Origin of the sequence: Shewanella metallivivens (genome assembly GCF_028750675.1) — a bacterium.
GTDB lineage: Bacteria > Pseudomonadota > Gammaproteobacteria > Enterobacterales > Shewanellaceae > Shewanella > Shewanella metallivivens.
Window position 1 is genome coordinate 356,970 of sequence record NZ_JAQQPZ010000002.1, and the last position, 24,837, is coordinate 381,806.

23 protein-coding genes are annotated in these 24,837 nt (G+C 43.5%); 15 read left to right on the forward strand and 8 right to left on the reverse strand.

What is annotated here, in order from left to right:
- The first annotated feature begins 141 nt into the window (after positions 1-141).
- The 5 genes from gyrA to PQR79_RS04480 all read left to right on the forward strand — a co-directional run bounded on the left by gyrA (position 142) and on the right by PQR79_RS04480 (position 8,074).
- Positions 142-2,865, forward strand: coding sequence for a DNA gyrase subunit A (gene gyrA / locus PQR79_RS04455; RefSeq protein WP_238103894.1), 2,724 nt, complete (start codon positions 142-144; stop codon positions 2,863-2,865).
- A gap of 211 nt (positions 2,866-3,076) precedes the next feature.
- The gene (serC, locus tag PQR79_RS04460; RefSeq protein ID WP_238103893.1) at positions 3,077-4,168 is read left to right on the forward strand and encodes a 3-phosphoserine/phosphohydroxythreonine transaminase; all 1,092 of its coding nucleotides are present in this window, start codon (positions 3,077-3,079) and stop codon (positions 4,166-4,168) included.
- A 496-nt stretch (positions 4,169-4,664) separates the two neighbouring features.
- The gene (locus PQR79_RS04470) at positions 4,665-6,065 is read left to right on the forward strand and encodes a ferredoxin reductase family protein (RefSeq protein ID WP_238103892.1); all 1,401 of its coding nucleotides are present in this window, start codon (positions 4,665-4,667) and stop codon (positions 6,063-6,065) included.
- Between the two features lie 9 nt (positions 6,066-6,074).
- Positions 6,075-6,290, forward strand: coding sequence for a 4Fe-4S dicluster domain-containing protein (locus tag PQR79_RS04475; protein WP_137227248.1), 216 nt, complete (start codon positions 6,075-6,077; stop codon positions 6,288-6,290).
- Positions 6,290-8,074, forward strand: a complete 1,785-nt coding sequence (locus tag PQR79_RS04480) for an FAD-dependent oxidoreductase (RefSeq protein ID WP_238103890.1) — start codon at positions 6,290-6,292, stop codon at positions 8,072-8,074. The genes PQR79_RS04475 and PQR79_RS04480 overlap by 1 nt, the downstream gene beginning before the upstream one ends.
- An 88-nt stretch (positions 8,075-8,162) precedes the next feature.
- Here PQR79_RS04480 and PQR79_RS04485 read toward each other — a convergent pair whose 3' ends face one another.
- A complete protein-coding gene (locus PQR79_RS04485; RefSeq protein WP_238103888.1) occupies positions 8,163-9,356 on the reverse strand; it encodes an amino acid aminotransferase in 1,194 nt (397 codons plus the stop codon).
- 413 nt (positions 9,357-9,769) lie between these two features.
- On the opposite strand from PQR79_RS04485, the gene aroA reads away from it, so the two are divergent.
- The 9 genes from aroA to PQR79_RS04530 all read left to right on the forward strand — a co-directional run bounded on the left by aroA (position 9,770) and on the right by PQR79_RS04530 (position 17,861).
- Positions 9,770-11,050: a 3-phosphoshikimate 1-carboxyvinyltransferase gene (gene aroA, locus PQR79_RS04490; RefSeq protein ID WP_238103887.1), complete on the forward strand. Its 1,281-nt coding sequence runs from the start codon at positions 9,770-9,772 to the stop codon at positions 11,048-11,050.
- 180 nt (positions 11,051-11,230) lie between these two features.
- On the forward strand, positions 11,231-11,920 hold the full coding sequence (gene cmk / locus PQR79_RS04495; RefSeq protein WP_238103886.1) for a (d)CMP kinase: 690 nt from the start codon (positions 11,231-11,233) through the stop codon (positions 11,918-11,920).
- 116 nt (positions 11,921-12,036) lie between these two features.
- Positions 12,037-13,704 (forward strand): 30S ribosomal protein S1, encoded by a 1,668-nt coding sequence (gene rpsA, locus PQR79_RS04500; protein WP_238103885.1) that lies wholly within the window; start codon positions 12,037-12,039, stop codon positions 13,702-13,704.
- A gap of 76 nt (positions 13,705-13,780) precedes the next feature.
- Positions 13,781-14,068, forward strand: coding sequence for an integration host factor subunit beta (gene ihfB, locus PQR79_RS04505; RefSeq protein ID WP_238103883.1), 288 nt, complete (start codon positions 13,781-13,783; stop codon positions 14,066-14,068).
- A gap of 122 nt (positions 14,069-14,190) precedes the next feature.
- Complete coding sequence (locus PQR79_RS04510; RefSeq protein WP_238103881.1) at positions 14,191-14,487, forward strand: LapA family protein; 297 nt, start codon at positions 14,191-14,193, stop codon at positions 14,485-14,487.
- Position 14,488: 1 nt separating this feature from the next.
- Entirely contained in the window at positions 14,489-15,649 is a 1,161-nt protein-coding gene (gene lapB / locus PQR79_RS04515) for a lipopolysaccharide assembly protein LapB (protein WP_238103879.1), read from the forward strand.
- A 65-nt stretch (positions 15,650-15,714) separates the two neighbouring features.
- Positions 15,715-16,416, forward strand: a complete 702-nt coding sequence (pyrF, locus tag PQR79_RS04520) for an orotidine-5'-phosphate decarboxylase (protein ID WP_238103876.1) — start codon at positions 15,715-15,717, stop codon at positions 16,414-16,416.
- A 30-nt stretch (positions 16,417-16,446) separates the two neighbouring features.
- On the forward strand, positions 16,447-17,283 hold the full coding sequence (locus PQR79_RS04525) for an SDR family oxidoreductase (protein ID WP_238103865.1): 837 nt from the start codon (positions 16,447-16,449) through the stop codon (positions 17,281-17,283).
- 26 nt (positions 17,284-17,309) lie between these two features.
- Complete coding sequence (locus PQR79_RS04530) at positions 17,310-17,861, forward strand: DUF2058 domain-containing protein (protein WP_238103863.1); 552 nt, start codon at positions 17,310-17,312, stop codon at positions 17,859-17,861.
- Between the two features lie 74 nt (positions 17,862-17,935).
- Here the strand turns inward: PQR79_RS04530 and PQR79_RS04535 are convergent, their stop codons facing one another.
- Positions 17,936-18,871 carry a hypothetical protein gene (locus tag PQR79_RS04535; protein WP_238103862.1) on the reverse strand — a complete coding sequence of 312 codons (936 nt, stop codon included), beginning with the start codon at positions 18,869-18,871 and terminating at the stop codon, positions 17,936-17,938.
- A gap of 359 nt (positions 18,872-19,230) precedes the next feature.
- Here PQR79_RS04535 and PQR79_RS04540 point away from each other — a divergent pair, with 359 nt between their 5' ends.
- On the forward strand, positions 19,231-20,988 hold the full coding sequence (locus PQR79_RS04540; RefSeq protein ID WP_238103860.1) for an acyl-CoA dehydrogenase C-terminal domain-containing protein: 1,758 nt from the start codon (positions 19,231-19,233) through the stop codon (positions 20,986-20,988).
- Between the two features lie 103 nt (positions 20,989-21,091).
- On the opposite strand, the gene PQR79_RS04545 is transcribed toward PQR79_RS04540, so the two are convergent.
- The 6 genes from PQR79_RS04545 to hypB form a co-directional block, all read right to left on the reverse strand.
- On the reverse strand, positions 21,092-21,259 hold the full coding sequence (locus PQR79_RS04545; RefSeq protein WP_238103858.1) for a hypothetical protein: 168 nt from the start codon (positions 21,257-21,259) through the stop codon (positions 21,092-21,094).
- Between the two features lie 69 nt (positions 21,260-21,328).
- Complete coding sequence (locus PQR79_RS04550; RefSeq protein ID WP_238103857.1) at positions 21,329-21,673, reverse strand: hydrogenase maturation nickel metallochaperone HypA/HybF; 345 nt, start codon at positions 21,671-21,673, stop codon at positions 21,329-21,331.
- The gene (hypE, locus tag PQR79_RS04555; RefSeq protein WP_238103856.1) at positions 21,673-22,680 is read right to left on the reverse strand and encodes a hydrogenase expression/formation protein HypE; all 1,008 of its coding nucleotides are present in this window, start codon (positions 22,678-22,680) and stop codon (positions 21,673-21,675) included. The genes PQR79_RS04550 and hypE overlap by 1 nt, the downstream gene beginning before the upstream one ends.
- Complete coding sequence (gene hypD / locus PQR79_RS04560; RefSeq protein WP_238103855.1) at positions 22,670-23,797, reverse strand: hydrogenase formation protein HypD; 1,128 nt, start codon at positions 23,795-23,797, stop codon at positions 22,670-22,672. Before hypD ends, hypE begins: the two co-directional genes overlap by 11 nt.
- On the reverse strand, positions 23,797-24,036 hold the full coding sequence (locus tag PQR79_RS04565) for a HypC/HybG/HupF family hydrogenase formation chaperone (RefSeq protein ID WP_238103854.1): 240 nt from the start codon (positions 24,034-24,036) through the stop codon (positions 23,797-23,799). Before PQR79_RS04565 ends, hypD begins: the two co-directional genes overlap by 1 nt.
- A 2-nt stretch (positions 24,037-24,038) precedes the next feature.
- The gene (gene hypB / locus PQR79_RS04570) at positions 24,039-24,788 is read right to left on the reverse strand and encodes a hydrogenase nickel incorporation protein HypB (RefSeq protein WP_238103853.1); all 750 of its coding nucleotides are present in this window, start codon (positions 24,786-24,788) and stop codon (positions 24,039-24,041) included.
- Positions 24,789-24,837 lie beyond the last annotated feature (49 nt).

A 24,837-nucleotide genomic window follows, 5' to 3' on the forward strand; every position in this document is an offset into this window, starting at 1 on the left:
ATTTTGCCCTGCATAGTACATTTGGCCGGTGTTTGCTCTGGCGACAATAAATATCTGTGTTAGAATGCCAAATCACGTTTTTAAGCTAGATAATAATATGGAACATTTATTGTCAGCTAATTTTAGGGGAACGCGCAGTTTATGACTGATCTGGCATCATCTATTTCGCCAATTAATATCGAAGACGAACTTAAGAATTCTTACCTTGATTACGCCATGAGTGTAATTGTAGGTCGTGCATTACCTGACGTCCGTGACGGTTTAAAACCAGTTCACCGTCGCGTATTGTTCGCCATGAGTGAATTAAAAAACGATTGGAACAAACCATATAAAAAATCCGCTCGTGTTGTTGGTGATGTAATCGGTAAATATCACCCACATGGTGATACCGCTGTCTACGATACGATTGTTCGTATGGCGCAACCTTTCTCGCTTCGTTACACCTTAGTTGACGGGCAAGGAAACTTTGGTTCGGTTGACGGTGACTCTGCCGCAGCAATGCGTTACACCGAAATCCGGATGCAAAAGTTGGCGCACTCGTTACTTGCCGACCTCGAAAAAGAAACCGTCGATTTTGTTCCTAACTACGACGGCACAGAATTTATTCCTGCAGTATTACCCACACGTGTACCTAACCTGTTAATTAACGGTTCATCAGGTATTGCGGTGGGTATGGCGACCAATATTCCGCCACACAACTTAACTGAAGTTGTTCAAGGCTGTTTAGCTTTAATCGCAGAGCCTAGCTTGTCGATTGAACAGCTTATGGAATACATTCCAGGCCCTGATTTCCCAACAGCAGCATCGATTAACGGTCGTAAAGGCATTATTGATGCTTACAAAACCGGTCGCGGCCGCGCGGTGATGCGTTCTAAAGCTGAAATTGAAACCGAAGATAATGGCCGTGAACGTATTATTGTTCATGAAATTCCATATCAGGTGAACAAAGCTAAGCTCATTGAAAAAATTGCTGAGTTAGTTAAAGACAAAAAGATTGAAGGCATTAGCGGTTTACGCGACGAGTCTGACAAAGACGGTATGCGTATCGTGATTGAAATCAAGCGCGGCGAAGTCGGCGAAGTTGTATTAAACAATTTGTATGCTCAAACGCAAATGCAGTGTTCTTTTGGTATTAACATGGTGGCATTGACCAATGGTCAGCCTAAATTGTTTAACCTTAAAGAAATGCTTGAGTGCTTTATTCTTCACCGCCGTGAAGTGGTGACACGTCGTACCGTGTTTGAACTGCGTAAAGCTCGCGAACGTGCTCACATTCTTGAAGCGCTTGCAATTGCATTGGCTAACATCGATCCCATCATTGCCTTAATTAAAGCCTCTCCAACACCAGCTGAAGCGAAAGTGAAGTTAGTCGCTCAAGGGTGGGAATTAGGCCATGTTCAAGGCATGCTTGAAAAAGCTGGCGATGATGCTGCACGCCCTGAATGGTTAGAGCCTGAATTCGGTATCCGTGACGGCAAATACTATTTAACCGAGCAACAAGCGCAAGCGATTCTTGAATTACGTTTACACCGTTTAACCGGTTTAGAGCATGACAAGATTTTAGCTGAATACGAAGATCTATTAGTGCTCATTGCAGGGTTATTATTGATCCTTCGTAGTCCTGAGCGTTTAATGGAAGTCATCAAAGAAGAGCTAGAAGAAATTCTAGAACAATATGGTGATGCCCGTCGTACCGTGATTAACGCTAACGAAATTGACATGAGTCTTGAAGACTTAATCAATGAAGAAGACGTTGTGGTCACTTTATCTCACTTAGGTTATGCCAAGTATCAGCCATTGTCTGACTACCAAGCACAACGCCGTGGCGGTAAAGGCAAGGCTGCAACCAAAGTTAAAGACGAAGATTTCGTTGAAAAACTACTGGTTGCTAACACCCATGACACCATTTTGTGCTTCTCTGACTTTGGTAAAATGTACTGGCTTAAAGTGTACCAGTTACCGCTTGCGAGCCGCACAGCACGTGGTCGTCCAATTGTTAACTTATTACCACTGGCTGATGGTGAGCGTATTACTGCGATTTTACCTGTACGTGAATACGCTGATGACAAATACATCATCATGGCAACCGCAGACGGCACCGTGAAGAAAACGGCATTAACTGCGTACAGTAACCCTCGCGCAAACGGCATTATTGCTGTGAACCTAAAAGATGGCGACCAACTAATTGGCGTTGATATTACTGAAGGTAGCGACGACATTATGTTGTTCTCTAACGAAGGTAAAGTGGTTCGCTTTAACGAAAAAGCCCGCGATTCTGAAACTGGTGAAGTGAAGATTGATGCTGAAACCGGTGAAGAAATTATTGCACTGCGTCCAATGGGTCGTACTGCAACCGGTGTGCGTGGTATTAAGCTTGAAGAAGGGCAAAAAGTGGTATCACTGATTGTACCTAAGGGTGATGGCGCAATCTTAACCGTAACCGAAAATGGTTATGGTAAGCGTACTGAGCTAAGTGAATACCCAGCGAAGAGCCGTGGCACTAAAGGTGTTGTATCCATTAAAGTGAGTGAGCGTAATGGCTCTGTAGTGGGTGCAGTACAAGTGGGCGAGTTTGACGAAATCATGTTGATCAGTGATAAAGGCACCTTGGTTCGTACGCCGGCAGAAGGCGTATCAGTCATTGGCCGTAACACCCAAGGCGTGACCATTATTCGTACTGCTGAAGACGAGAAAGTTGTTGGCTTACAGCGTATTGAAGAAATTCAAACTGAAGAACTGCTTGATGCAGATGGCAATGTGATTGTGCCTGCCGATGTGATTGAAGGCGAAGTCGCCGAAGATTCGTCAGCTCAGCAATCTGCAACAGATGTAGCTGATGATGCAGAAGGTGACGAGCAGGAATAACCTGAACGTGTCATCAAACATCAATAACGGGCGCCTAATGGCGCTCGTTTTATTTTGCGGAAAATTATTCATCAAAATAGGCAGATAAAGGCCTATTCAATAACGAATAAAGCCCTTAGTATTAACGGCTATTATGATATCATCATATGCTGATTTTTTGTCGACAGTGCATATGATTGCTATGAGTACAAACTGAATCAAGGAGTTGTCTGTGAGCGCGATTTATAATTTCTGTGCGGGTCCTGCGATGTTACCTCAAGCTGTAATGCAAAAAGCACAACAGGAATTAATCAATTGGAATGGTCTTGGTGTCTCCGTGATGGAAATAAGCCATCGGAGTAAAGAGTTTATTGCGTTAACTGAGCAAGCCGAAACGACATTGCGCCAGTTAATGCACATTCCTAAAAACTATCACGTGTTATTTATGCACGGTGGTGGCCGCGCTCAGTTTTCTAACGTGGTGAACAACTTTTTAGGTGACAACGGCCGAGCGCTTTACCTCGTGAGTGGCCAATGGTCTTCAGCTGCGGTAACTGAAGCACATAAATTGGTCGGCGAAAGCCAAATAGACAGCCTTAATATTGTTGAAAAAGTTGACGGGCTAAACCAAGTTAACTTACCCGATCTTAATGCTATCGATAAAGACTACCGTTATGTGCATTACTGCTCTAATGAAACGGTTGACGGTATTGAAATATTTGAAGAACTGGACAGCCCATGGCCAGTAGTGGCCGATCTGTCATCAACCATTATGTCGCATGATATTGATGTCAGTAAATATGGCCTTATTTATGCTGGTGCGCAAAAGAACATTGGCCCATCAGGTTTATCGATAGTGATTGTGCGTGACGACATGCTTAAGTTACCAGCGTTACCACAGTCTTCAATCATGGATTATCGTGTGGCGGTTGAGCATGGCTCCATGTTTAATACGCCACCAACGTTTGCATGGTATCTCGCATCAGAAGTATTTGCTTGGTTAGCGGCTAATGGCGGCGTGAGTGCCATGGCTGAAGTCAATCAGCAAAAAGCGGCATTATTGTATGATTGTATCGATTCAAATCCTTTTTATAAAAATGGTGTTGCGCCTCACAATCGCTCACGCATGAATGTGACGTTCCAATTGGTTAATGACGCGCTTGATGGTGAGTTTTTAAAACAAGCAGAACAGGCCGGTTTAGTTGCCCTAAAAGGTCATCGTATTGTCGGCGGCATGCGCGCCAGCATTTATAATGCAATGCCATTAGCGGGTGTGCAAAAACTGGTCAACTTTATGAACCAATTTGCCACGCAACACGCTTAACGGCTGTTGCGATTCATCACGCCTCGATTGAGGTGTAAAATCAAAAAAGATCCCGAAAGGATCTTTTTTGTTTTGTGTAGGGCCTGTTGATTTTTCAAGGTTGTTTTTGCAGCGAATTGTTGGCCATTACTCATATACAAGTGCGCGGCAGAGACTTAGAGGTGTAGTTATTCTACATAAAAAGTCGATAACGCCGTAAAAATGGCCAACAAACGCTGCCCGAAGGGTTCGGCTAAAAACGTTTTACTCTTTGTTGAATGACTCTTTGCAAATAAAGAGTTGCTTAGATGACCAGGCATCAATCCATTCGTCTCGATTAAAATGTTTTTAACTCGAATACATTAAACCAGCAAAGTTCAACAGGCCCTAGTGTAAATGTGGATACGTCATCACTTATCTTTGCACAGTTTTACGCTTAAATACGTGTTTGTTAACCCCTTTTTAACCGCATAAGATTTATAGTCTTTCCATGGTGCTGACACTCATGGAGAACCCAATGACCACCCCAACAGTAACTAAAACGCCTATCCATAAGGCCAGTATTAACCCATTACAAATACCTAAATCGGCCAAGTTGGCAGTGGCTTACTTCTTTTTCATGATCGTGCCGTTTGTTATGGCACAGCTTTTAGGTATGGAAATTGAAGGTCTATATACCCGTTTATTAAGCGCGGTTAACTTAGTCGCAATGAGTGCGTTCTTTTTGCAATTTCCCCTTGCAGGACGCATCAAACCGTTACCTTTGTTCGCCAATATTGACTGGGGGATCACCAAGCACAAACAGTTCGGGCAGTATTTAGGCGTGTTCTTTTTCTTACATCCCATATTGATTTTGCTGCCCAAAGCAATGATGTCGTTTGACGATTTTAGTGTCAGTTTTGTCAGTGCAATTACCTCACAACATCTATTAACAGGGATGCTAGCTTGGTTAGCGATGGCGGTGTGGGTGTTGATGTCGGTGTTGAAAGATAAACTCAATATCACATATGAAACCTGGCGATTACTGCATGTGATTGGATTTAGCATTATCGCTACACTGGCAACATTGCATATCACTACGGTAGGCAGTCATGGCCAGTATAATCAGCAGTTTAATGTCATTTGGTGGCTGCTTTATACCGTGTGTATGACATTGATTGTTTACAATTATGTCATTAAACCGCGTTTTATTAAGCAACATCCTTATGCGATATCTCATGTTGAAAAAATCAATGAGTGTGATTGGCAAATCAATATTGCACCGACCACCTCCAATGCGTTGGCATATCAACCTGGGCAATTTGTGTGGCTCAATACCACGGGCAACCCTTACAGCGTAGAGCAACATCCATTTTCAATTGTACAAGGTGCAGAGCAAGGCCAATTAGGGTTTATTATCAGAGCATTAGGGGATTATACCTCGTCACTTGAACAACTAACGGTAGGCCAAACCGTGTTTGTTGATGGCCCATACGGCAGTTTGACATTAGATCAAAGCCAGCTTGCAAGTGGTATCACATTAATCGCTGGCGGAGCGGGGATTGCACCTATGTTAAGTCTGTTACGTCAGCTTGAAGCACAGCAGGATCCACGTCCGATCCGTCTACTTTATGCTAACCGTAATCAGGCGCGTATGGTGTATGTCGATGAGTTAGTCGAACTCGAAAAATCCATGAGCAACTTTAAAGTGAAACTAATATGTGAACAGTTAAATGTGCATGATGAAAGCCTACCGCGTCACCTCGTCCCAGGGTTGATTAATCAAACGCTGATTAATACCACTATGACAACAGGAAAAGAATCACAATGGTCGTTTTACATATGTGGGCCAAAGGGGATGATTTCTGCAACGACAACCCATTTACACCAGTTAGGTATCACTCAGCCACAAATCCATTTTGAACAACTTGCATTTTAGGAGCGCAATATGCCGATTAAACAAATTTCTGGGTGTATTGGTTGTGAGGCTTGCGTTAAAAGTTGTCCAACCGATGTTATCCATATGAATAAAGAAACGAATAAAGCAGAAATACGTTATCCGGAAGATTGTCAAATTTGTCATTTATGTAGACTGTATTGCCCCGTTGGGGCTATCACAATCACGCCCGATAAAAGTATCCCCGTTATGGTTTCTTGGAGGTAATGATGAACCCTAAAGCTCATTTATCGCGTCGCCAGTTTATTGGTATTGCGGGTGGCATTGCTGGGGCCGCAGCATTAGCCAATATTGCGTTTGATGCACCCGCACAAGAAAATAAACCTAAAATTGATACGCATGATTTTACGGTTGAAAATCGCCACCTTGATGTATTGGTTATTGGCGGAGGTATGGCTGGTGTGTTTGCAGCAGTTAAAGCCCACGATGCCGGCGCTAGCGTCTTAATGGTGTCTAAAGGGCGTGTCGGCAGTTCAGGCTTAACCCCTTTTGCCAAAGGTATTTTTAGTTACGATAAAGCCAATGCTAGGATGAGCATTGATGAGTTTGTTGACGCTGTGACAGAATCGGCCATACAAACCAACAACCCGGTGTTTACCAGACAACTGGCCGAACATTCTTATGCGCGGGTACAAGAATTAAAGGATTGGGGATTTTTCGACTCACCACTCTATAATCACAGTTTTATGAAGCCGCTAAGCGAGCGTAATATACCGATTGAAGAGCGCATGATGATCACTCATCTGCTCAAACAAGATGGCCGAGTTGTTGGCGCATCAGGCTTTAGTTTAGATGAACAAAAAATCGTGCATTACCATGCAAAAACCGTCGTATTATGCACCGGCTCTGGTGGGTTTAAACCCAATGGTTTCCCGGTATGCGACTTAACCCACGATGGTACTATCATGGCCTATAAAATAGGCGCTAAAGTCACTGGTAAAGAATGGAACGATGGTCATCCGGGCTCGGCAAAAAATTCGGGGTCAAGCTACGATAACTGGCATGGACAAATTGAAGAAAAACCATCAATCACCTCAGCGCAAATCAACCATCACTTGGGTGTAGACATGAATTATCAAGCGTACACGCAAGGTGCGCCCGTCATGATGATGCCACCTAGGCCTCAACGCCCAGGAGAGACGGTTACACAACCAGATAAAAGCCACAAAGATGTTTTTCCAGCAGGGCCATTTGTGCCAGCAGCATTTAAGCAATCAGGGCCTCCACCTAAACCACCAGAGCAAGGCTTTTTACGCAGCTTGGTGTCAAGTAAAGGCCATTCAGGCCCACCAGGTATGGGCGGAGAGCAAGTTGGCGGCTCAAGTGCCGGGATGGCCATCCATAAATCTGAAGGCTTGGTGCCAATCAATGCACAAGGGTTGTCGACTATTCCTGGGTTATATGCGGCAGGTGATGCCTTAGGTTCTTATATGTCGGGCGGTATTTATACCCAAATAGGCTCATCGTTAGCGGGGTCTGCTGTACAAGGGGCTATTGCAGGAGCTGCGGCAGCCAATGACAGTCTCGGCATGGCCAGTAAGTTGGATGTGTCTGAACAATATTTGGCATTGGTTAATCAACAAATTTTAGCGCCATTAAAGCGGGACCGCGGCTATAGCCCCGCTTGGGTGACTCAAGTGTTGCAGGGGGTGATGATCCCAAACTTTGTACTTTACATCAAAAAAGAACGAATGATGCAAGCCGCGTTAGCGTATGTTGAGGAGCTTAATGAGCACCATGTACCTATGTTAATGGCTGACGATTTACATACGCTTCGCTTAGCGCACGAAACTGAAAATATGATCATCACCGCAGAGATGAAACTCAAAGCATCCATTATGCGCAAAGAAAGTCGCTGTAGTCATTACCGTTTAGATTGTCCTGATATTGATTACGAAAACTGGCAAGCGTGGATAAACATCTCTAAAGATGAAAATGGCAACATGGTGTTAGAAAAACAACCATTTGAGAGTTGGCCAAATTTTAGCTAGTTTACTGCTTTAAGTTATTTAGCATCAGACAAAATAAAGCCGACTTTCAAAGAGTCGGCTTTATTATTAGAGTCAGTTCAACCAGACGCTATTTGATGACTGCTGCGATTGATTTTGCCAAATAATCAACGTTTGCTTCGCTAATACCCGCAATGCTAATACGGCTTGAACCGACCATATACACACTGTATTGCTGTTTTAACATCGCAACTTGTTCAGGGGTTACCCCTAAAAATGAGAACATGCCTTTTTGACGTGCAATAAAGCTAAAGTCACGTTCAACACCATTAGCAATTAGCTGATTAACCAGCATCTCACGGTTGCCGTTAATACGGTCGCGCATCACTTTAAGCTCGTCTAACCATTGCTGTTTAAGGGCTGGGTTACCTAAAATCGTTTCGACTATAGCTGCGCCATGAGCAGGCGGCATAGAGTAAATACAACGGATCACATACAACAACACTGATTGCGCGATATCTGCCGTAGCGCTGTCTTTTGCCACAAGGGTGCAAGCACCGATGCGTTCACGGTAAAGGCCAAAGTTTTTAGAGCACGAGCTACATAAAATCATGCTTTCAACTACCGCAGCCATTTGGCGCACACCGTAAGCGTCTTCGTCAACACCATCACCAAAGCCCTGATAAGCCATGTCGATTAACGGTGTAAATCCTTGCTTAACGGTAACCTTAACCACTTCGTCCCATTGCTCGATCGTTAAATCCATACCACTTGGGTTATGACAACACGCGTGTAATAACACCACATCGTCTTTACTTATGGTGTTTAAGGTTGCGATCATTTGCTCAAACTTGAGGCTCTTGGTGTCGTAATCGTAGTATGGGTAGGTTTTAACAGTGATACCCGCCGCTTCAAATAAACCAGTATGATTGGCCCATGTCGGGTCGCTCACCCATAAAACCGCATTAGGATTACAACGAGCAATAAAGTCAGCCGCTACGCGCAAAGCACCGGTTCCGCCTGGGGTTGATACTGTACGTACTCGGTTGGCTATAAGCGCACTGTGGCTGGCACCAAAGGCTAATTCAGCCATTAACTGATTAAAGGGGGCTGACCCCGTTGGGCCGATATAGACCTTGGTGGTTTCGGTGTCTAAACGAATTTTCTCTGCAGCTTTAACACAGTCTAAAATAGGAGTGTGACCAGCAGGATCTTTATAAACCCCAACACCTAAATCCACTTTATTGGGATGGCTGTCTTCGCGATATTGTGTCAAAAGCCCCAAAATGGGATCAGACGGTAAGGCTTTAAGGGTATCAAACATGAATGGAACCTTATATTGACTATTTGCACTAAGCATAACGCGCTTTAAACACAGAGTTAAAGTCATAATTGGTTGCGTAGATAATTAATTGCTCATTGAGATTTTTTCAATTGGAAACTTAAATGAACGGACAAATAATACTGTCATATCGAGAGATTATCTGCTGTAATGGTGCTCCATTACAGTGTTTGTTCGATATTAACGTGCAGTCACGGTGTTAACGACATAAATATTCAATTTTATGCTTGATATCACGGTGGCGATCCGTATTTTATAAACATCAATGCGTCGCTCGCAAAAAATGAACACTGTAATGAATTTGTGCCACTTGATTTACGCTGTTTGGCAATAACTGAGTGATGTTTACCACCAAGATTAATCTGAGGTTAATCTGTAGCAAAAGAAGAAAGCGAATGAAGCAACTGCGTCTTAACCCAATTACATGCATCAACGGCGAAATTAATATTCCTGGCTCTAAAAGTATTTCTAACCGTGCATTACTGTTAGCGACACTTGCCAAGGGCAGTACCACTCTCACCAATTTACTCGATTCAGATGACATTCGTTATATGCTGGCATCGTTGAAGCAACTGGGTGTTCAGTACAGTTTAAGCGACGACAAAACCGTGTGCGTGGTTGAAGGCAACGGCGGACCACTATCGTCTGACACCGCTCAGCATTTATTTCTAGGTAATGCTGGCACCGCAATGCGCCCTTTGTGCGCGGCATTGACGTTAGGTCAGGGCGAATTCACGTTAACCGGTGAGCCTCGTATGGAAGAGCGTCCTATTGGCGACTTAGTCGATGCACTGCGTCAATTAGGCGGTGATGTGACATACCTTAAAAACGATGGTTTTCCACCATTAACCATTAATGCAACGGGACTAAACGGCGGTGACGTTGAAATTGCCGGTGATTTGTCGAGCCAGTTTTTAACGGCTTTATTGATGGTTGCACCGCTAACCAGAGACAGCGTAAACATTAAAATTAAAGGCGAGTTGGTGTCTAAGCCTTATATCGACATTACCATTGCCTTAATGAAACAGTTTGGTGTTGACGTGATTAACCATCAATATCAGCGTTTTGAAATTAAATCCGGTCAACAGTATGTGTCACCCGGTAAAGTGTTAGTAGAAGGTGATGCGTCATCTGCTTCGTACTTTTTAGCTGCCGGTGCTATCCAAGGCGGTGAAGTAAAAGTGACTGGTGTAGGGCGCTTAAGTATTCAAGGTGATGTGAAGTTTGCCGATGCGTTAGCGCAAATGGGCGCCGATATTGAGTGGGGCGATGATTACATTATTGCCCGTAAATCACCGTTAACAGCCATCGAAATGGACATGAACCATATACCAGATGCGGCGATGACCATTGCTACCGCAGCGCTGTTTGCTAAAGGCACGACTAAACTGACTAATATTTACAATTGGCGCATTAAAGAAACCGACCGTTTAGCCGCAATGGCGACAGAGCTGCGCAAAGTAGGCGCAATTGTTGATGAAGGTCATGACTACATAACCATTACGCCACCGGCTCAGTTAAACACGGCCGATATCGATACCTACAACGATCACCGTATGGCGATGTGTTTTTCTATGATGGCGTTTGCAGATTGTGGCATAACCATTAACGATCCAGACTGTACCTCTAAAACATTTCCAGATTATTTTGCCCAGTTTAGCCGCTTAGCTAAATAAATTTATTACGGCGGTATAGCTGTCGCCCTGGAATGTTTCTTTACAATGTAAAAGGGCGATCTTGGTTTTAATTATTTAAAATTCATCAGTAATTAACATTTATTTGTTATACAATGCGCGCGCTTAATTTGGTAAACCCCTTTTTACTTTCAGGGAAGATAGATTTTTTCGGAGGAAATTATGTCTGAACGGTCTCCAGTGATCACAGTTGATGGCCCTAGCGGTGCAGGGAAAGGGACGATATGCCAATTATTGGCACAGCATTTAGGCTGGCATTTATTAGACAGTGGTGCAATTTATCGTGTGTTGGCGTTAGCCGCTATTCATCATGATGTCGAACTAGAAAACGAAGAAGCATTAACACTGTTAGCAGCCCATCTTGACGTACAGTTTTTAACAGGCACCGATAACGATGCCATTAAGGTCATTTTAGAAGGCGAGGATGTGACCAGCACCATTCGCACTCAAGAATGCTCAAATGCTGCCTCTAAAGTGGCTGCACTACCGCGAGTTCGCGAAGCATTATTACGTCGTCAACGTGCATTTTGTGCCGCGCCAGGTCTCGTTGCCGATGGTCGCGATATGGGCACGGTAGTTTTCGCCAACGCGCCGGTAAAAATCTTTTTAACTGCATCCGCTGAAGAACGGGCGCAAAGACGCTATAATCAGTTGCAGGACAAGGGCTTCGATGTTAAAATCGACCGCCTTTTAGCTGAAATTATCGAGCGAGATGACCGCGATATTAATCGTGCCGCCTCACCGTTAGTACCAGCTGAAGACGCACTTGTTATTGATACAAGCGGCGTAGGTATTGACGACGTATTAAAGCAAGTGCTTGAATATGTTGAACAAAAAATTACTGTAGCTTAATCGAATTCCCGATTAACGTTTACAGTAGGTATTCGTGTTAAGGATGATACGAATAATATTACTAGACTCCACATCTAGGATGGATGGTGGTTTATTTAATGAAAGTAACCTAAAACATGACTGAATCTTTTGCTGATCTATTTGAACAATCCCTTCAAACTCTTGAGTTCCGTCCAGGTTCTATCGTTCGTGGTACTGTTGTTGCCATCGAAAACGGTATGGTACTTGTTGACGCAGGCCTTAAGTCTGAAAGCCCAATCTCTGCTGACGAATTCAAAAACGCACAAGGCGTTTTAGAAATTCAAGTAGGCGATGAAGTTGACGTAGCGCTTGACTCTGTTGAAGATGGCTTTGGTGAGACTCAATTGTCTCGCGAAAAAGCTAAGCGTCATGAAGCTTGGATCGTTCTAGAAAAAGCGTACGAAGATGCTGAAACTGTAATCGGTATCATCAATGGTAAAGTTAAAGGTGGTTTCACTGTTGAATTAAACGGTATCCGTGCCTTCTTACCAGGTTCTCTAGTTGACGTGCGCCCAGTTCGCGACACCGCTCACTTAGAGTACAAAGAATTAGAATTCAAAGTTATCAAGCTTGACCAGAAGCGCAACAACGTTGTTGTTTCTCGTCGTGCAGTTATCGAATCTGAAAGCAGTGCAGAACGTGATGCACTTCTTGAAAATCTACAAGAAGGCCAAGCAGTTAAAGGTATCGTTAAGAACCTTACTGACTACGGTGCATTCGTAGATTTAGGTGGCGTTGACGGTCTATTACATATCACAGATATGGCGTGGAAGCGTGTTAAGCACCCATCTGAAATCGTTAATGTTGGTGACGAAATCAACGTTAAAGTACTTAAGTATGACCGTGAGCGTACTCGCGTATCACTAGGTCTTAAGCAACTTGGCGAAGATCCATGGTTAGAAATCAGCAAACGTTACCCAGAAAACACTAAGTTAACTGGTCGCGTGACTAACTTAACTGACTACGGTTGCTTCGTAGAAATCGAAGAAGGCGTTGAAGGTTTAGTACACGTTTCTGAAATGGATTGGACTAACAAGAACATTCACCCATCTAAAGTTGTTAACTTAGGTGATGAAGTTGAAGTGTTAGTACTAGACATCGATGAAGAACGTCGTCGTATTTCTCTAGGCCTTAAACAGTGTAAAGTTAACCCATGGGATGACTTCGCAACTAAGTTTAACAAAGGCGACAAAGTATCTGGTAAGATCAAGTCAATCACTGACTTCGGTATCTTTATCGGTCTTGACGGTGGAATCGATGGTCTTGTTCACTTATCTGACATTTCTTGGAACGGTACTGGCGAAGACGCAGTGTCTGAATACAAGAAAGGCGACGAAATCCACGCTGTAGTTCTTTCAGTAGACCCAGAGCGTGAGCGCATCAGCTTAGGTGTTAAGCAAACTGAAGATGATCCATTCAACGCATACTTAGCTGACAAGAAGAAAGGCACCGTAGTTAACGGTACTGTTTCTGCTGTTGACGCAAAAGGTGTTACAGTTGAATTAGCAGATACAGTTGAAGGTTACATCCGTGTAGCTGACATCTCTGCAGAGCGTATCGAAGACGCATCTACTGTATACTCAGTAGGTGATGCAATCGAAGCTAAGTTCATGGGTGTAGATCGTAAGAACCGTTCTATCAGCTTATCTATCAAAGCGAAAGATGAAGCTGAACAGAAAGAAGCGATCGCGACTCTGAACAAGCAAGACGATGCTGTAATCAGCAACGCTATGGCTGAAGCTTTCAAAGCAGCTCGTAAGTAATCGAAATCGTCTGTTGTATGGGGACGTTGTCCCCATTAGGCGACTGTGTTTGGCTTGATAATATGGGATAGCAAAGATGACAAAATCTGAACTTATCGAAAAACTCGCCACTAGGCAGTCGCAACTGTCGGCGAAAGAAGTGGAAAGTGCAATCAAAGAAATGTTAGAGCAAATGGCGACAACATTAGAAAGCGGTGATCGTATTGAGATCCGTGGCTTTGGTAGTTTTTCACTTCACTATCGTGCACCACGTACTGGCCGTAATCCTAAAACAGGTACTTCTGTTGAATTGGAAGGTAAGTATGTACCGCACTTTAAGCCGGGTAAAGAACTGCGCGAACGTGTCGATGCTGTTAATCTTTGATTAACGCTTTAATAAAAAGCCTCCTTTTGGAGGCTTTTTTGTATCTAATCACAGTCAATGCTGGTCAGTTTAGTAAATTTCTTGGATAATCATTATATTGATGCGTATACATGGAGAATAACGTGAGATCTTTTATTGTCATTGTACTAATTGGATTGCTGTTTGTTTTAGCCTTATTGTTTGGTGCTAAAAACGAACAAATTGTAACCTTGAGTTACTTTATTGCCGAAGGTGAATACCGTTTACCCGTGGTATTGGCGAGTGTGTTTTTTAGTGGCTTTATCATTAGCTGGATATTTGCCAGTTATTACATTATCAAACTGAAACTGGCATTACGTAAAAGTAATAAAGCACTTAAAAAATTTACCACGGTTGATGCAATAAACATCGACGTACCCGCTAAGGATCAAGCTGTCTAGTATGCTAGAAATCTTGTTCTTGCTATTACCCATTGCCGCTGGATACGGTTGGTATATGGGGCGACGCAGTATTCGCCATAATGATAGCCAACAAAGTAAGAAATTAAGCCGAGACTATTTTACTGGGCTTAATTTTTTACTGTCAAATGAGTCAGACAAAGCTGTAGACTTATTTATCAGTATGTTAGATGTAGACGATGAAACCATTGATACCCATTTATCATTAGGGTCATTGTTCCGTAAGCGTGGTGAAGTGGACCGTTCTATTCGGATCCATCAAAATTTAATCGCCCGGCCTAGCTTAACCAATGAACAGCGCGATATTGCCATGATGGAGCTAGGTAAAGATTACATGGCGGCAGGCTTTTACGATCGAGCAGAAGAAATCTTTATTAATTTGGTTAGCCAAGACGATCACAGTGAAGAAGCTGAAACTCAGCTGATTTTAATTTACCAAGTCACCAAAGAATGGCAAAACGCGATAGATATTACTAAGCGTCTACCGCGCAAGCGCCAGCAAGCGTTAAAAAATACCACCGCACATTTTTATTGCCAACTTGCCGATGAAACACCTAACGACGTAGACAAAATTAAAAAACTGCAACAGGCCATAAAACAAGACCCTAAATGTGGTCGAGCTTGGTTAACGCTTGCCAAAATTTACCTCGACGCTGGGCAGTTTGAGCAATGTAAACAAGCGCTGTCAGAACTCAAAGTGGCCGATATTGATTTATTTGCCGATGGCATTGCTATCGCAAAACAAGTCTATCGTGATACGCAAGACCCTGAAGGGTTTCAAGAGCTACTTGCCAAAGCGATTGCCGACGGTGCCGGTGCCAGTGTCGTGGTTGCACTAGCCGAACATAAAATTACCTTGAACCAACATCAAAGCGCCGAAACCTTGATGCTCGATAATCTATATCGCCATCCGACCATGAAAGGGTTTCAGCACTTAATGAAACTACACATCAAACAAGCAGAAGATGGTCAGGCAAAACAAAGTTTATCCATGCTTGAGCAGCTTGTTGAACAACAAATTAAATTCCGTCCTAGCTATCGCTGTACTGCCTGTGGCTTTCCATCCCACGGTTTATATTGGCATTGTCCGTCATGTAAACAGTGGGGCAGTATTAAGCGCATTAAAGGCCTTGACGGTGAATAAAACCACTGTACTTTCGACACATAATTATATTTGCACTAACACATGCTATTGCCGCTGGAGTTCTAATGACTGATAAATCAATTGTAGTTGCCCTCGACTATGACAATAAAGCTGACGCGCTGACTTTCATTGATAAACTAGACCCTGACATGTGCCGTTTAAAAATCGGCAAAGAAATGTTTACCTTGTTCGGCCCGCAATTAGTGAAAGACATTCACAACCGTGATTTTGATTTATTTTTGGATTTAAAGTTTCACGACATCCCTAATACCGTCGCGAAAGCGGTTGCTGCAGCTGCAGAGTTAGGCGTTTGGATGACCAATGTGCATGCCAGTGGTGGTTTAGCCATGATGCAAGCGGCAAAAAAAGCATTGCAGCCATATGGCAAAGACGCGCCATTATTAATCGCTGTAACGGTATTAACCTCAATGTCTGATGAAGACTTAGCCTTGCTAGGCATTAACGTGCCTGCGTTTGAACATGTGCTACGTTTAGCTAAATTAACACATCAGGCAGGGCTTGATGGTGTGGTATGTTCCGCGCAAGAAGCAAAATTACTTAAATCGTCATTTGGCCAGGATTTCACCTTAGTGACACCAGGTATTCGGCCTGCTGGTAGTGATGCAGGCGATCAACATCGGGTGATGACACCGCCACAAGCGATTGCTGCCGGTTCTGACTACTTAGTGATTGGTCGTCCGATTACCCAAGCCACAGATCCACTTGCAGCATTGACAGCAATCCATCAATCTTTACAGCTGTCGTAACATTAACGGCAATATCAATAAGGGATGATTATGACTTCAACAGGATTTTCAGCTGCATTTGATTACACTGGTAAAAATGTGGTTGTGGTGGGGGGTACCTCGGGTATCAATCTGCAAGTCGCCATAGCGTTTGCCAAGGCTGGTGCCAATGTAGCGGTAGCCAGTCGCAGTATTGATAAAGTGAATGCTGCAGTTGCCCAACTTAATCATGTCAACCCGAATGCTGTGCACATGGGGGTGAGTTTCGATGTCCGTGATAACGATGCATTAACCCTAGGCTTTAACGAAATTGCAAAGGCTTATACTCATATTGATGTGTTAATCAGTGGCGCGGCTGGAAACTTCCCTGCCAGCGCAGCTAAACTGTCAACCAATGGGTTTAAATCCGTTATTGATATTGATTTAATAGGCAGTTTTCAGGTGTTAAAACAAGCTTATCCGTTATTGGCACGCCCCAATGCCAGTGTGATACAAATTTCTGCGCCACAGGCCTTTATTGCCATGCCATTGCAAGCGCATGTGTGCGCCGCAAAAGCGGGCGTAGATATGTTAACTCGTACATTAGCGTTAGAATGGGGCGTTGAAGGTGTTAGAATTAACTCCATTGTGCCTGGCCCAATTGCCGACACCGAAGGGTTTAACCGATTAGCACCAAGCGATGAATTACAACAACGTGTGGCTAATAGCGTGCCATTAAAACGAAATGGTCAAGGACAAGATATCGCCAATGCGGCCTTGTTTTTAGCCTCAAACATGGCATCTTACATTACAGGCGTAGTATTACCGGTCGATGGTGGTTGGTCATTAGGTGGCGCCAGTATCGCGATGACCGAATTAGGCGACATTGCCGCCAAACATGGCTTATAGATATTCATTTTTAAAGGTAACAAATCATGGCAAATGCATTACAAGATCAATTACTCAAAGCCGGTCTTGCCAGTAAACAAAAAGTCCGCGACGTGAAAACTCAAAAACGTCGTGATAAAAAAGCCAAAGTTGATGACGGCAGTGCCGAACTTAAAAAGCAAATTGCCGAACAAAAGTTACAGCAGGCTAAAAAAGATAAAGCATTAAATGAAGAGCGCTTTGCACAAGCGTCTGAAAAAGGCCAAGTTCGCGGCTTAATTACTGAGTTTTCTAAATTTGCTATCAACATTCCTAAAGATGCTGAACTTAAGTTTAACTACACCTTAGAAAATAAAATTTACTCGTTATACATTACCGATAAAATACAAGCTGAATTGCTTAACGGCACCTTAGGCATTGTGCGTCATGAAGATAAAAGCTATTTAGTGCCACACAAATTGGCTGAGCGAGTCAAATTATTAGTGCCTCAATGGTGTGGTTACTTGTGGGATAAAGCCGCAAAAGATGCGGTCGAGCAGGTGAGTGATGCCGACGATCCTTATGCAGATTACGCCATCCCAGATGACTTAATGTGGTAATCAATCCCCTAAAAAAGCCTCTTTAATAGAGGCTTTTTTTGTATAAAATATTGATGCCCGTTCAACAATAATCATTACAACACGTTTTCAGCAGCTGGTTTTGCCGTTAGGGCAAGCACTTGCTGGCAGTACGCTAAATGATGGCGGATATTATCTAAAAATTGTGATGCCTGATAATCCACTAAATACCAATAACTGGCTTGCGTTTGCGGCTGCTCATTATAAAACAGCGCTTCAGCGGTGATTAAGTCATCTTGTGTCGCATATGACAACCAGTGCACGCTGGGTAAATTACTTAACGCCGCTAACAATGCATATTGTAAATCAGGCTGAGTAGGGCGCTCAGAGGTTACTTGCAAAGCCAGAGCATTGGATGTGGCTACATGATATGTTGGCTTAACATCGCTATTTTGGCGGCGAATATAATCACTCAATAACACTTCAAATGGGTTGATGTCAGGTTGCGCAGCTTGAGTATTAAGCTCTTCAGGAATGGTCGCTTGATCAATCAATAACCCCGGCCAGTAAATATGCGGGTTAGTGAGCTGTAATCCTAGTGCAAGTCTGCGCTCCCCTAACCAGTTATGTATCATGCAAGGTAAGTGATCCTGCTCGTTTAGCGTGCGCGAGCGGTTAAGCGATGGCATTAGCGACATACGGTGTACCGTCAACTCACTGGCTAAAATTGACATTAAAAAACAGGTCACAAGCCCTGATGAAGGCCAACAATGCAATTGCTGCTCGAGGGTTTGTGCGACTTGGGTTAATAGCGCAACTAATTGTTGATCATTAGGGCTGTTGCTTACCGCAAACGCATGAGGTGACTCTGCACAAGGACCATTACCAATATTAATGACATTCTCAGCCTCATGTTCAGTTGCATTAAACACAAACGTATGGCCGATGTCAGCAGGTTGCCATGCGCCAGGTGCATTACCTATCACCGTAACAGATTGGTAAGGATTGAGGTTGTTATCTTCTGGTGTGGCGGGATCTTGTGGGGTGTGCATTCAGTCTGGTTCGCTTTATAACGTATCGAAAATCGAAGCGTATCATTTCATTATTAACCTGATAGCGCTGGGTTACAGATAATTGTAACCCATTGATCTTGCATTATGTCGATAATCTTAGCGAAATGTTAAAAGGTCGTCTTAAAGGAATGCATCCGCTGATTTTTACTCTGTGTTATCGCTATTAGAAAGGGAACAACCATTACTACATAGCAACGCCTTAATCAAAAAAACGCTGGACGCATTCTGAGTGGTCACTTATTAATGCAGATTGGTAATAGATTAAAAACCCTTTCCATTTTGTTACGCTTTAGTATAAATTAAAACAACTGTTTTAATTATTTGTTTAAGAGAGCCCTATGTATCCGTATCAAGCCCCATTAAAAGACATGCAATTCTTGCTAGAAAACGTTTTTGATGCACCAACAACTTGGCAGCAGCTTCCTGCAATGGCAGAAACGGTAGATTTGGATACTGCATTGGCCATATTAGATGAATCAGCCAAAATTAGCCGTGATCTACTGCAACCTTTAAATCGAAATGGCGATGAGCAAGGCGTTGTTCACCGTGGCAATGACATTATTACCCCAGATGGTTTTAAAGAAGCGTATAGCCAGTTTGCCGAGGGCGGTTGGGTGGGTTTATGTGGTGAAGCTGATTTTGGTGGTATGGGCATGCCGAAAATGCTGGGTGTGTTAGTGGACGAAATGGGTTACAGCACCTGTAACTCTTTTACGCTTTATAATTCGCTTACAGCAGGCGCGGCGCTGTGTATCAATGCACATGCAACGGATGAGTTAAAACAAACCTATTTACCCAATTTATATTCTGGCCAATGGGCTGGCGCGATGGACATGACCGAGCCACACGCAGGTTCTGATTTACGCGGTATTCGCACTAAAGCTGAGCCACTTGAAGATGGTAGCTATTCAATTACCGGTAATAAAATATTTATCACTGGTGGCGATCACGACCTAGCTGAAAACGTTATTCATTTAGTGTTGGCCAAGTTACCCGACTCTAATGGTATTTCATTATTTTTAGTGCCTAAAATTCGAGTCAATGCGGATGGTAGCCTAGGCGAAGCTAATGGCGTTACTGTAGGTTCAATTGAACACAAAATGGGCCTAAAAGCGTCAGCTACGTGCGTAATGAACTACGACAATGCTGTAGGTTACCTCATTGGACGGCCTGCACGTGGCTTAGTGTGTATGTTTACTATGATGAATTACGAACGTTTAGCCATTGGTTTACAGGGTTTAGGCAATGGTCAAGCGGCTTATCAAATGGCCAGCGATTACGCCAAAGAGCGTCTTCAAGGCGTTGCGGCTGAAGGGTCACCAACAGGGGCGACCTCTGATCCTATTATTGTGCATGGCGATGTGCGTAGAATGCTGCTGACGATCAGAGCCATGACAGAAGCGGGTCGAGCACTATCTGTGTATACCGGTAAGCAACTCGATTTAGCCAAATACGCCAGCGATGATGTGCAAGCCAAAGCTGTGCGTTATGTTGGTTTGTTAACGCCAGTATCGAAAGCCTTTTTAACTGACCGGGGCTTAGATGCCACTGTCATGGGGCAACAAGTGTTTGGTGGTCATGGTTATATCCGAGAAACCGGTATAGAGCAGTTTGTACGTGATACGCGTATTGCACAAATTTATGAAGGTACCAATGGTATTCAGGCGATTGACTTTTTAGGTCGTAAAGTCACTGGTGACAATGTTGCAACCTTGACAGAGTTTGTGGCAGACGTGAACACGGGTCTAGCTGAGTTATCTCAAGCCAATGCCGATCATAAAGCAACAGTAAGCCAAGTCTTTGAAGAATTATTGGCCACAGCGAATTACATCAACAACAATAAACACGAACAACCTGCACTGGTTAACTCATGTGCGGTCGACTTTTTAGATGCGTTTGGTTATGCACTTTATGGCTATTTCTGGTTGTTAATGGCAGATAAAGCCAGCGGTCATGAAGATGCAACCTTTGCCGCACAAAAGCAATATGTAGCAGATTTTTATATGGACAAGTTATTGTCTAAGTCTCAATACCATTTATCGCAAGTTAATCAAGGCGATAAGTCTATCATGGCTATGCCAGCTGAGATGTTCTAAGCATCAATGTTAGTCACAATATGTTAGTCGCTATTTAGGTGATAAACACCAGCAAAGCCTTCCACTGGAAGGCTTTTGTATTTATGGCATGTTGCCAATAGCGTTACTTATTACTGCGTTTCCAGTATATAAATGCCACGATAGCCACTAAGGCAATGGCTGGTGCAAGATCCATTAAGTGATGAAATAATCCAACACCACCATGTCCCTCATGTGCCATAGCAAGAGTTGGAGTAGCGGCAAGAATAAAGGCAAGTGATAAGTATTTCATGATGTAGTCCTTTTATAGTGTGTACTTTTTTTTAACGGTGTATGTCATGGCTGCGAAGATTGTGACACGTTAGGTATCGAGTACCAGTTGCATTAACATCATGTCTTCTCCATCAACCACTAAGGTTTTATTACTATTACAAATAGGGCAGATTATGGTGCGCTCATCAACCTGCGACTGTTGGTTGCAATTGTGGCACTGCAATACCAATGGTTGAATATTCATCACCAGTTTGGCGTGATGGCAAATGGTATCAAGCTTAAAGGTTTCAAAGGCTTGAGCTAATAAAGCTGGCTCCACGCCACTTAACATACCAATTTTGAGCTCTACCTGTTCAATGTGTTGCGCCTGATGTTGTTGCGCAAGGCTTTCGCATTGTTCCATTAACGACATCACTATCGAATATTCGTGCATTAACAAATCCTTGGCAGTAATTCGCCTTGCGGTAAATCCAAATAACGGCTGCTGCCCCAAGGCGTGTTCAAAATGACTTTCCCAGGTTGCTTTGTGGTGACATGGCCAATGATTGCTGCCTGTTCACAATGACCATAACGTTGCATCACTTCTATAGCACCGTGGGCAATGTCTTTCGGTACTGATAATAAAAAGGTGCCTTCATTAGCTAAATCGTAAGGTTCAAAACCAAATAACTCACATAAGCCTTTTACTTCATCGCATACGGGGATGGTGGTTTCATCGACACTGATACCCACATTAGATGCCACCGCCCATTCATTTAATACCGCTGAAATACCGCCTCGAGTCGCATCGCGCATTGCATGGATTTTAATGTTCGCTGCCAGTAGTTGCTCAACAACAGGCCACAGAGTGTCACAGTCACTGTGAAGAGAAGACTCAAGGGTTAATCCGTCACGTGCCATTAAAATCGCAGCGCCATGACGACCTATATCTCTAGAGACAATAATCGCGTCGTCTATCTGTAAGTTTTTAGCCGAAATATCTGGGTTTAAAATACGTCCAACGCCTGAAGTATTGATAAATAGTCCATCAGCACAGCCTTTAGGCACCACTTTAGTGTCACCGCAGACAATTCTTGCACCAGATTTATGTAACTCTTCGGCCATGCTGTTCACAATGGTGTTTAAGTCATCAAGAGCGAAACCTTCTTCAATAATAAAGCTGCAACTTAAGTATTCTGGTTGAGCAGCCATCATCGCAAGATCATTCACTGTACCTGCGACGGCTAATTTACCGATATCACCACCCGCAAAAAAAAGTGGTGAGACAGTGAAAGAGTCGGTGGTAAAAGCGATATGACCACACATGTTTAATTTTGCGGCATCTTCTTGCGAGGCTAAAATAGGGTTATTAAACGCTTTAAAAAACATCTCAGTAATTAACTGATTCATTTCTTTACCGCCGCCACCATGACTTAGTTGTACTGTCTTTCTAGTTGCCATTTTGCACCTCTCCATAGCGATAATAAGCGTTACAAGCTCCTTCTGAGCTCACCATACAACTGCCCAATGGCGTTTGTGGTGTACAGCCTCGACCAAAGACTTTGCAATCCTTTGGATTAGACAGTCCACGTAAAATGTCGCCACATTGGCACGCTTTATGGTCATCAATTTCTGCTGTAGGTAATACCGCAGCGTAGATACGTTCGGCGTCTCGGTGTTGATATTCGAGCTTTAAACTAAGAGCAGAGCGGGCAATAGGCCCAAGTCCGCGCCAACGAAAGCTGTCACGTACCGTAAAGTATTTGTCCACCAGTTGCTGTGCTGCTAGGTTGCCGTCATAGGTCACTGAACGGCTGTATTGATTCTCTAGTACAGCTTCGCCAGACACTTTTTGTTTCACAATGCGTAAAATGGACTCCATGACATCAACGGGCTCAAATCCAGACACGACCACAGGTGTGTTGTAGGTGTCGACAGCAGGCTGATAAATTTTAGCGCCGCTAATCACGCTCACATGTGCCGGACCAATAAATGCATTAACCTGAGCACGGCTGTCTGCCATTACCGCATCAATAGCAGGAGGAACAAGTACATGATTAATGTGAAACAATAAGTTAGGTATGTTTTGTGCCTCAGCCTGAGCGATTAGCGCTGCGGTCATCGGGGCTGAAGTTTCAAAGCCGATGGCAAAGAAAATCACTGTTTTATCTGGGTTGTCACGGGCGATGTTTAATGTATCGAGGGGATCGTAAATAGGGCGGATATCGCAGCCCTGTGAGCGAAATTGCGCCAGGCTTCCCATAGACCCAGGCACTCTTATCATATCGCCTAGGGTGACTAAAATTACATCGTCCTGACTGGCAAGCACTGCGGCATGGTCAATACGCTCTTTTGGCATCACGCAAACCGGACAGCCTGGCCCATGAATAAAACGAATGTTGTCTGGCAGCAATTGCAATAACCCATATTTCATAATGGTATGTGTATGACCACCACACACTTCCATGATGTTAATTTGCTCTGACGTTTGTGCTGCTTGCTCTCGAATTAAAGCCGCTAAATGACCAATTGTTTTCGGATCTCGAAACCCTTGATAGAAGTCATTAAGGGTGATCATTACTCTGACTCCAATTGCATTTTTTCGACAATGTCTTGGTATAAATCGAGACTTTGTTGTGCATCTTTCTCATCGATTTTATTCATCACAAAGCCAATATGGATGAGTACAAAATCTCCTTCTGTTAATGGCTCTGTCATTAAATGACTACTCACACGGCGACGAACACCTAATGTGTCAACCGTTACGCTAGCATCGTCATGTATTTCAACAACTTTTGAAGGAACCGATAAGCACATGATTAGCGCTCCAGATTATCTGCAATCCAATGAGCAAAGGCGTTCATTGAGTCAGAATTTTTCACTGATATGACAAAAAGTTCGACATCAGGGTTTAATTTTTGCAGCTGAGCTTTGGCTTGCTCGATACTAAAATCAAAGTAAGGCAGTAAGTCCGATTTGGTAATTAACACCACATCCGCGCGGCGAAACATCACCGGATATTTTTCAATTTTGTCATCCCCCTCAGGGACAGACAACAAGACGATATTTTTGTGGGTGCCAACATCGTAACTGGCGGGACACACTAAATTCCCGACGTTCTCCACAAAGCAAATGTCGATGGGGTTGAGGTCAATATGGTGTAATGCGCCATGCACCATAAAGGCGTCGAGATGACAGGCTGAGCCAGTTTGAATTTGATATGCATTAATCCCTTTGGCAATTAAGCGGTCGGCATCACGTGAGGTTTCTAAATCGCCCTCAATCACCGCAAATTTATGATTAAGGTATTCGGGTAGGCATTCTAGTAACGTGGTCTTACCGCTACCAGGGCTACTCATTAAGTTAAATGCAGTGACATGTTGAGCCGCAAAATGATCGCGGTTGTGTTGCGCTTCAATATCATTTTTATCCAAAATTTTATGGATAACCGCCAACGTTTTCTTGTCGTTTAATTGAGGGTTGCTATGAAGTTGACTATGATGATCGCCATGGGAATGTTGATGCCCCGCATCGTCATGAGTGATAGAACAGCCGCAATCTTTGCACATGTTATTTCCTTGTAAATCTAATTTAGCTTAGCTCTAGTGTCAGATAACT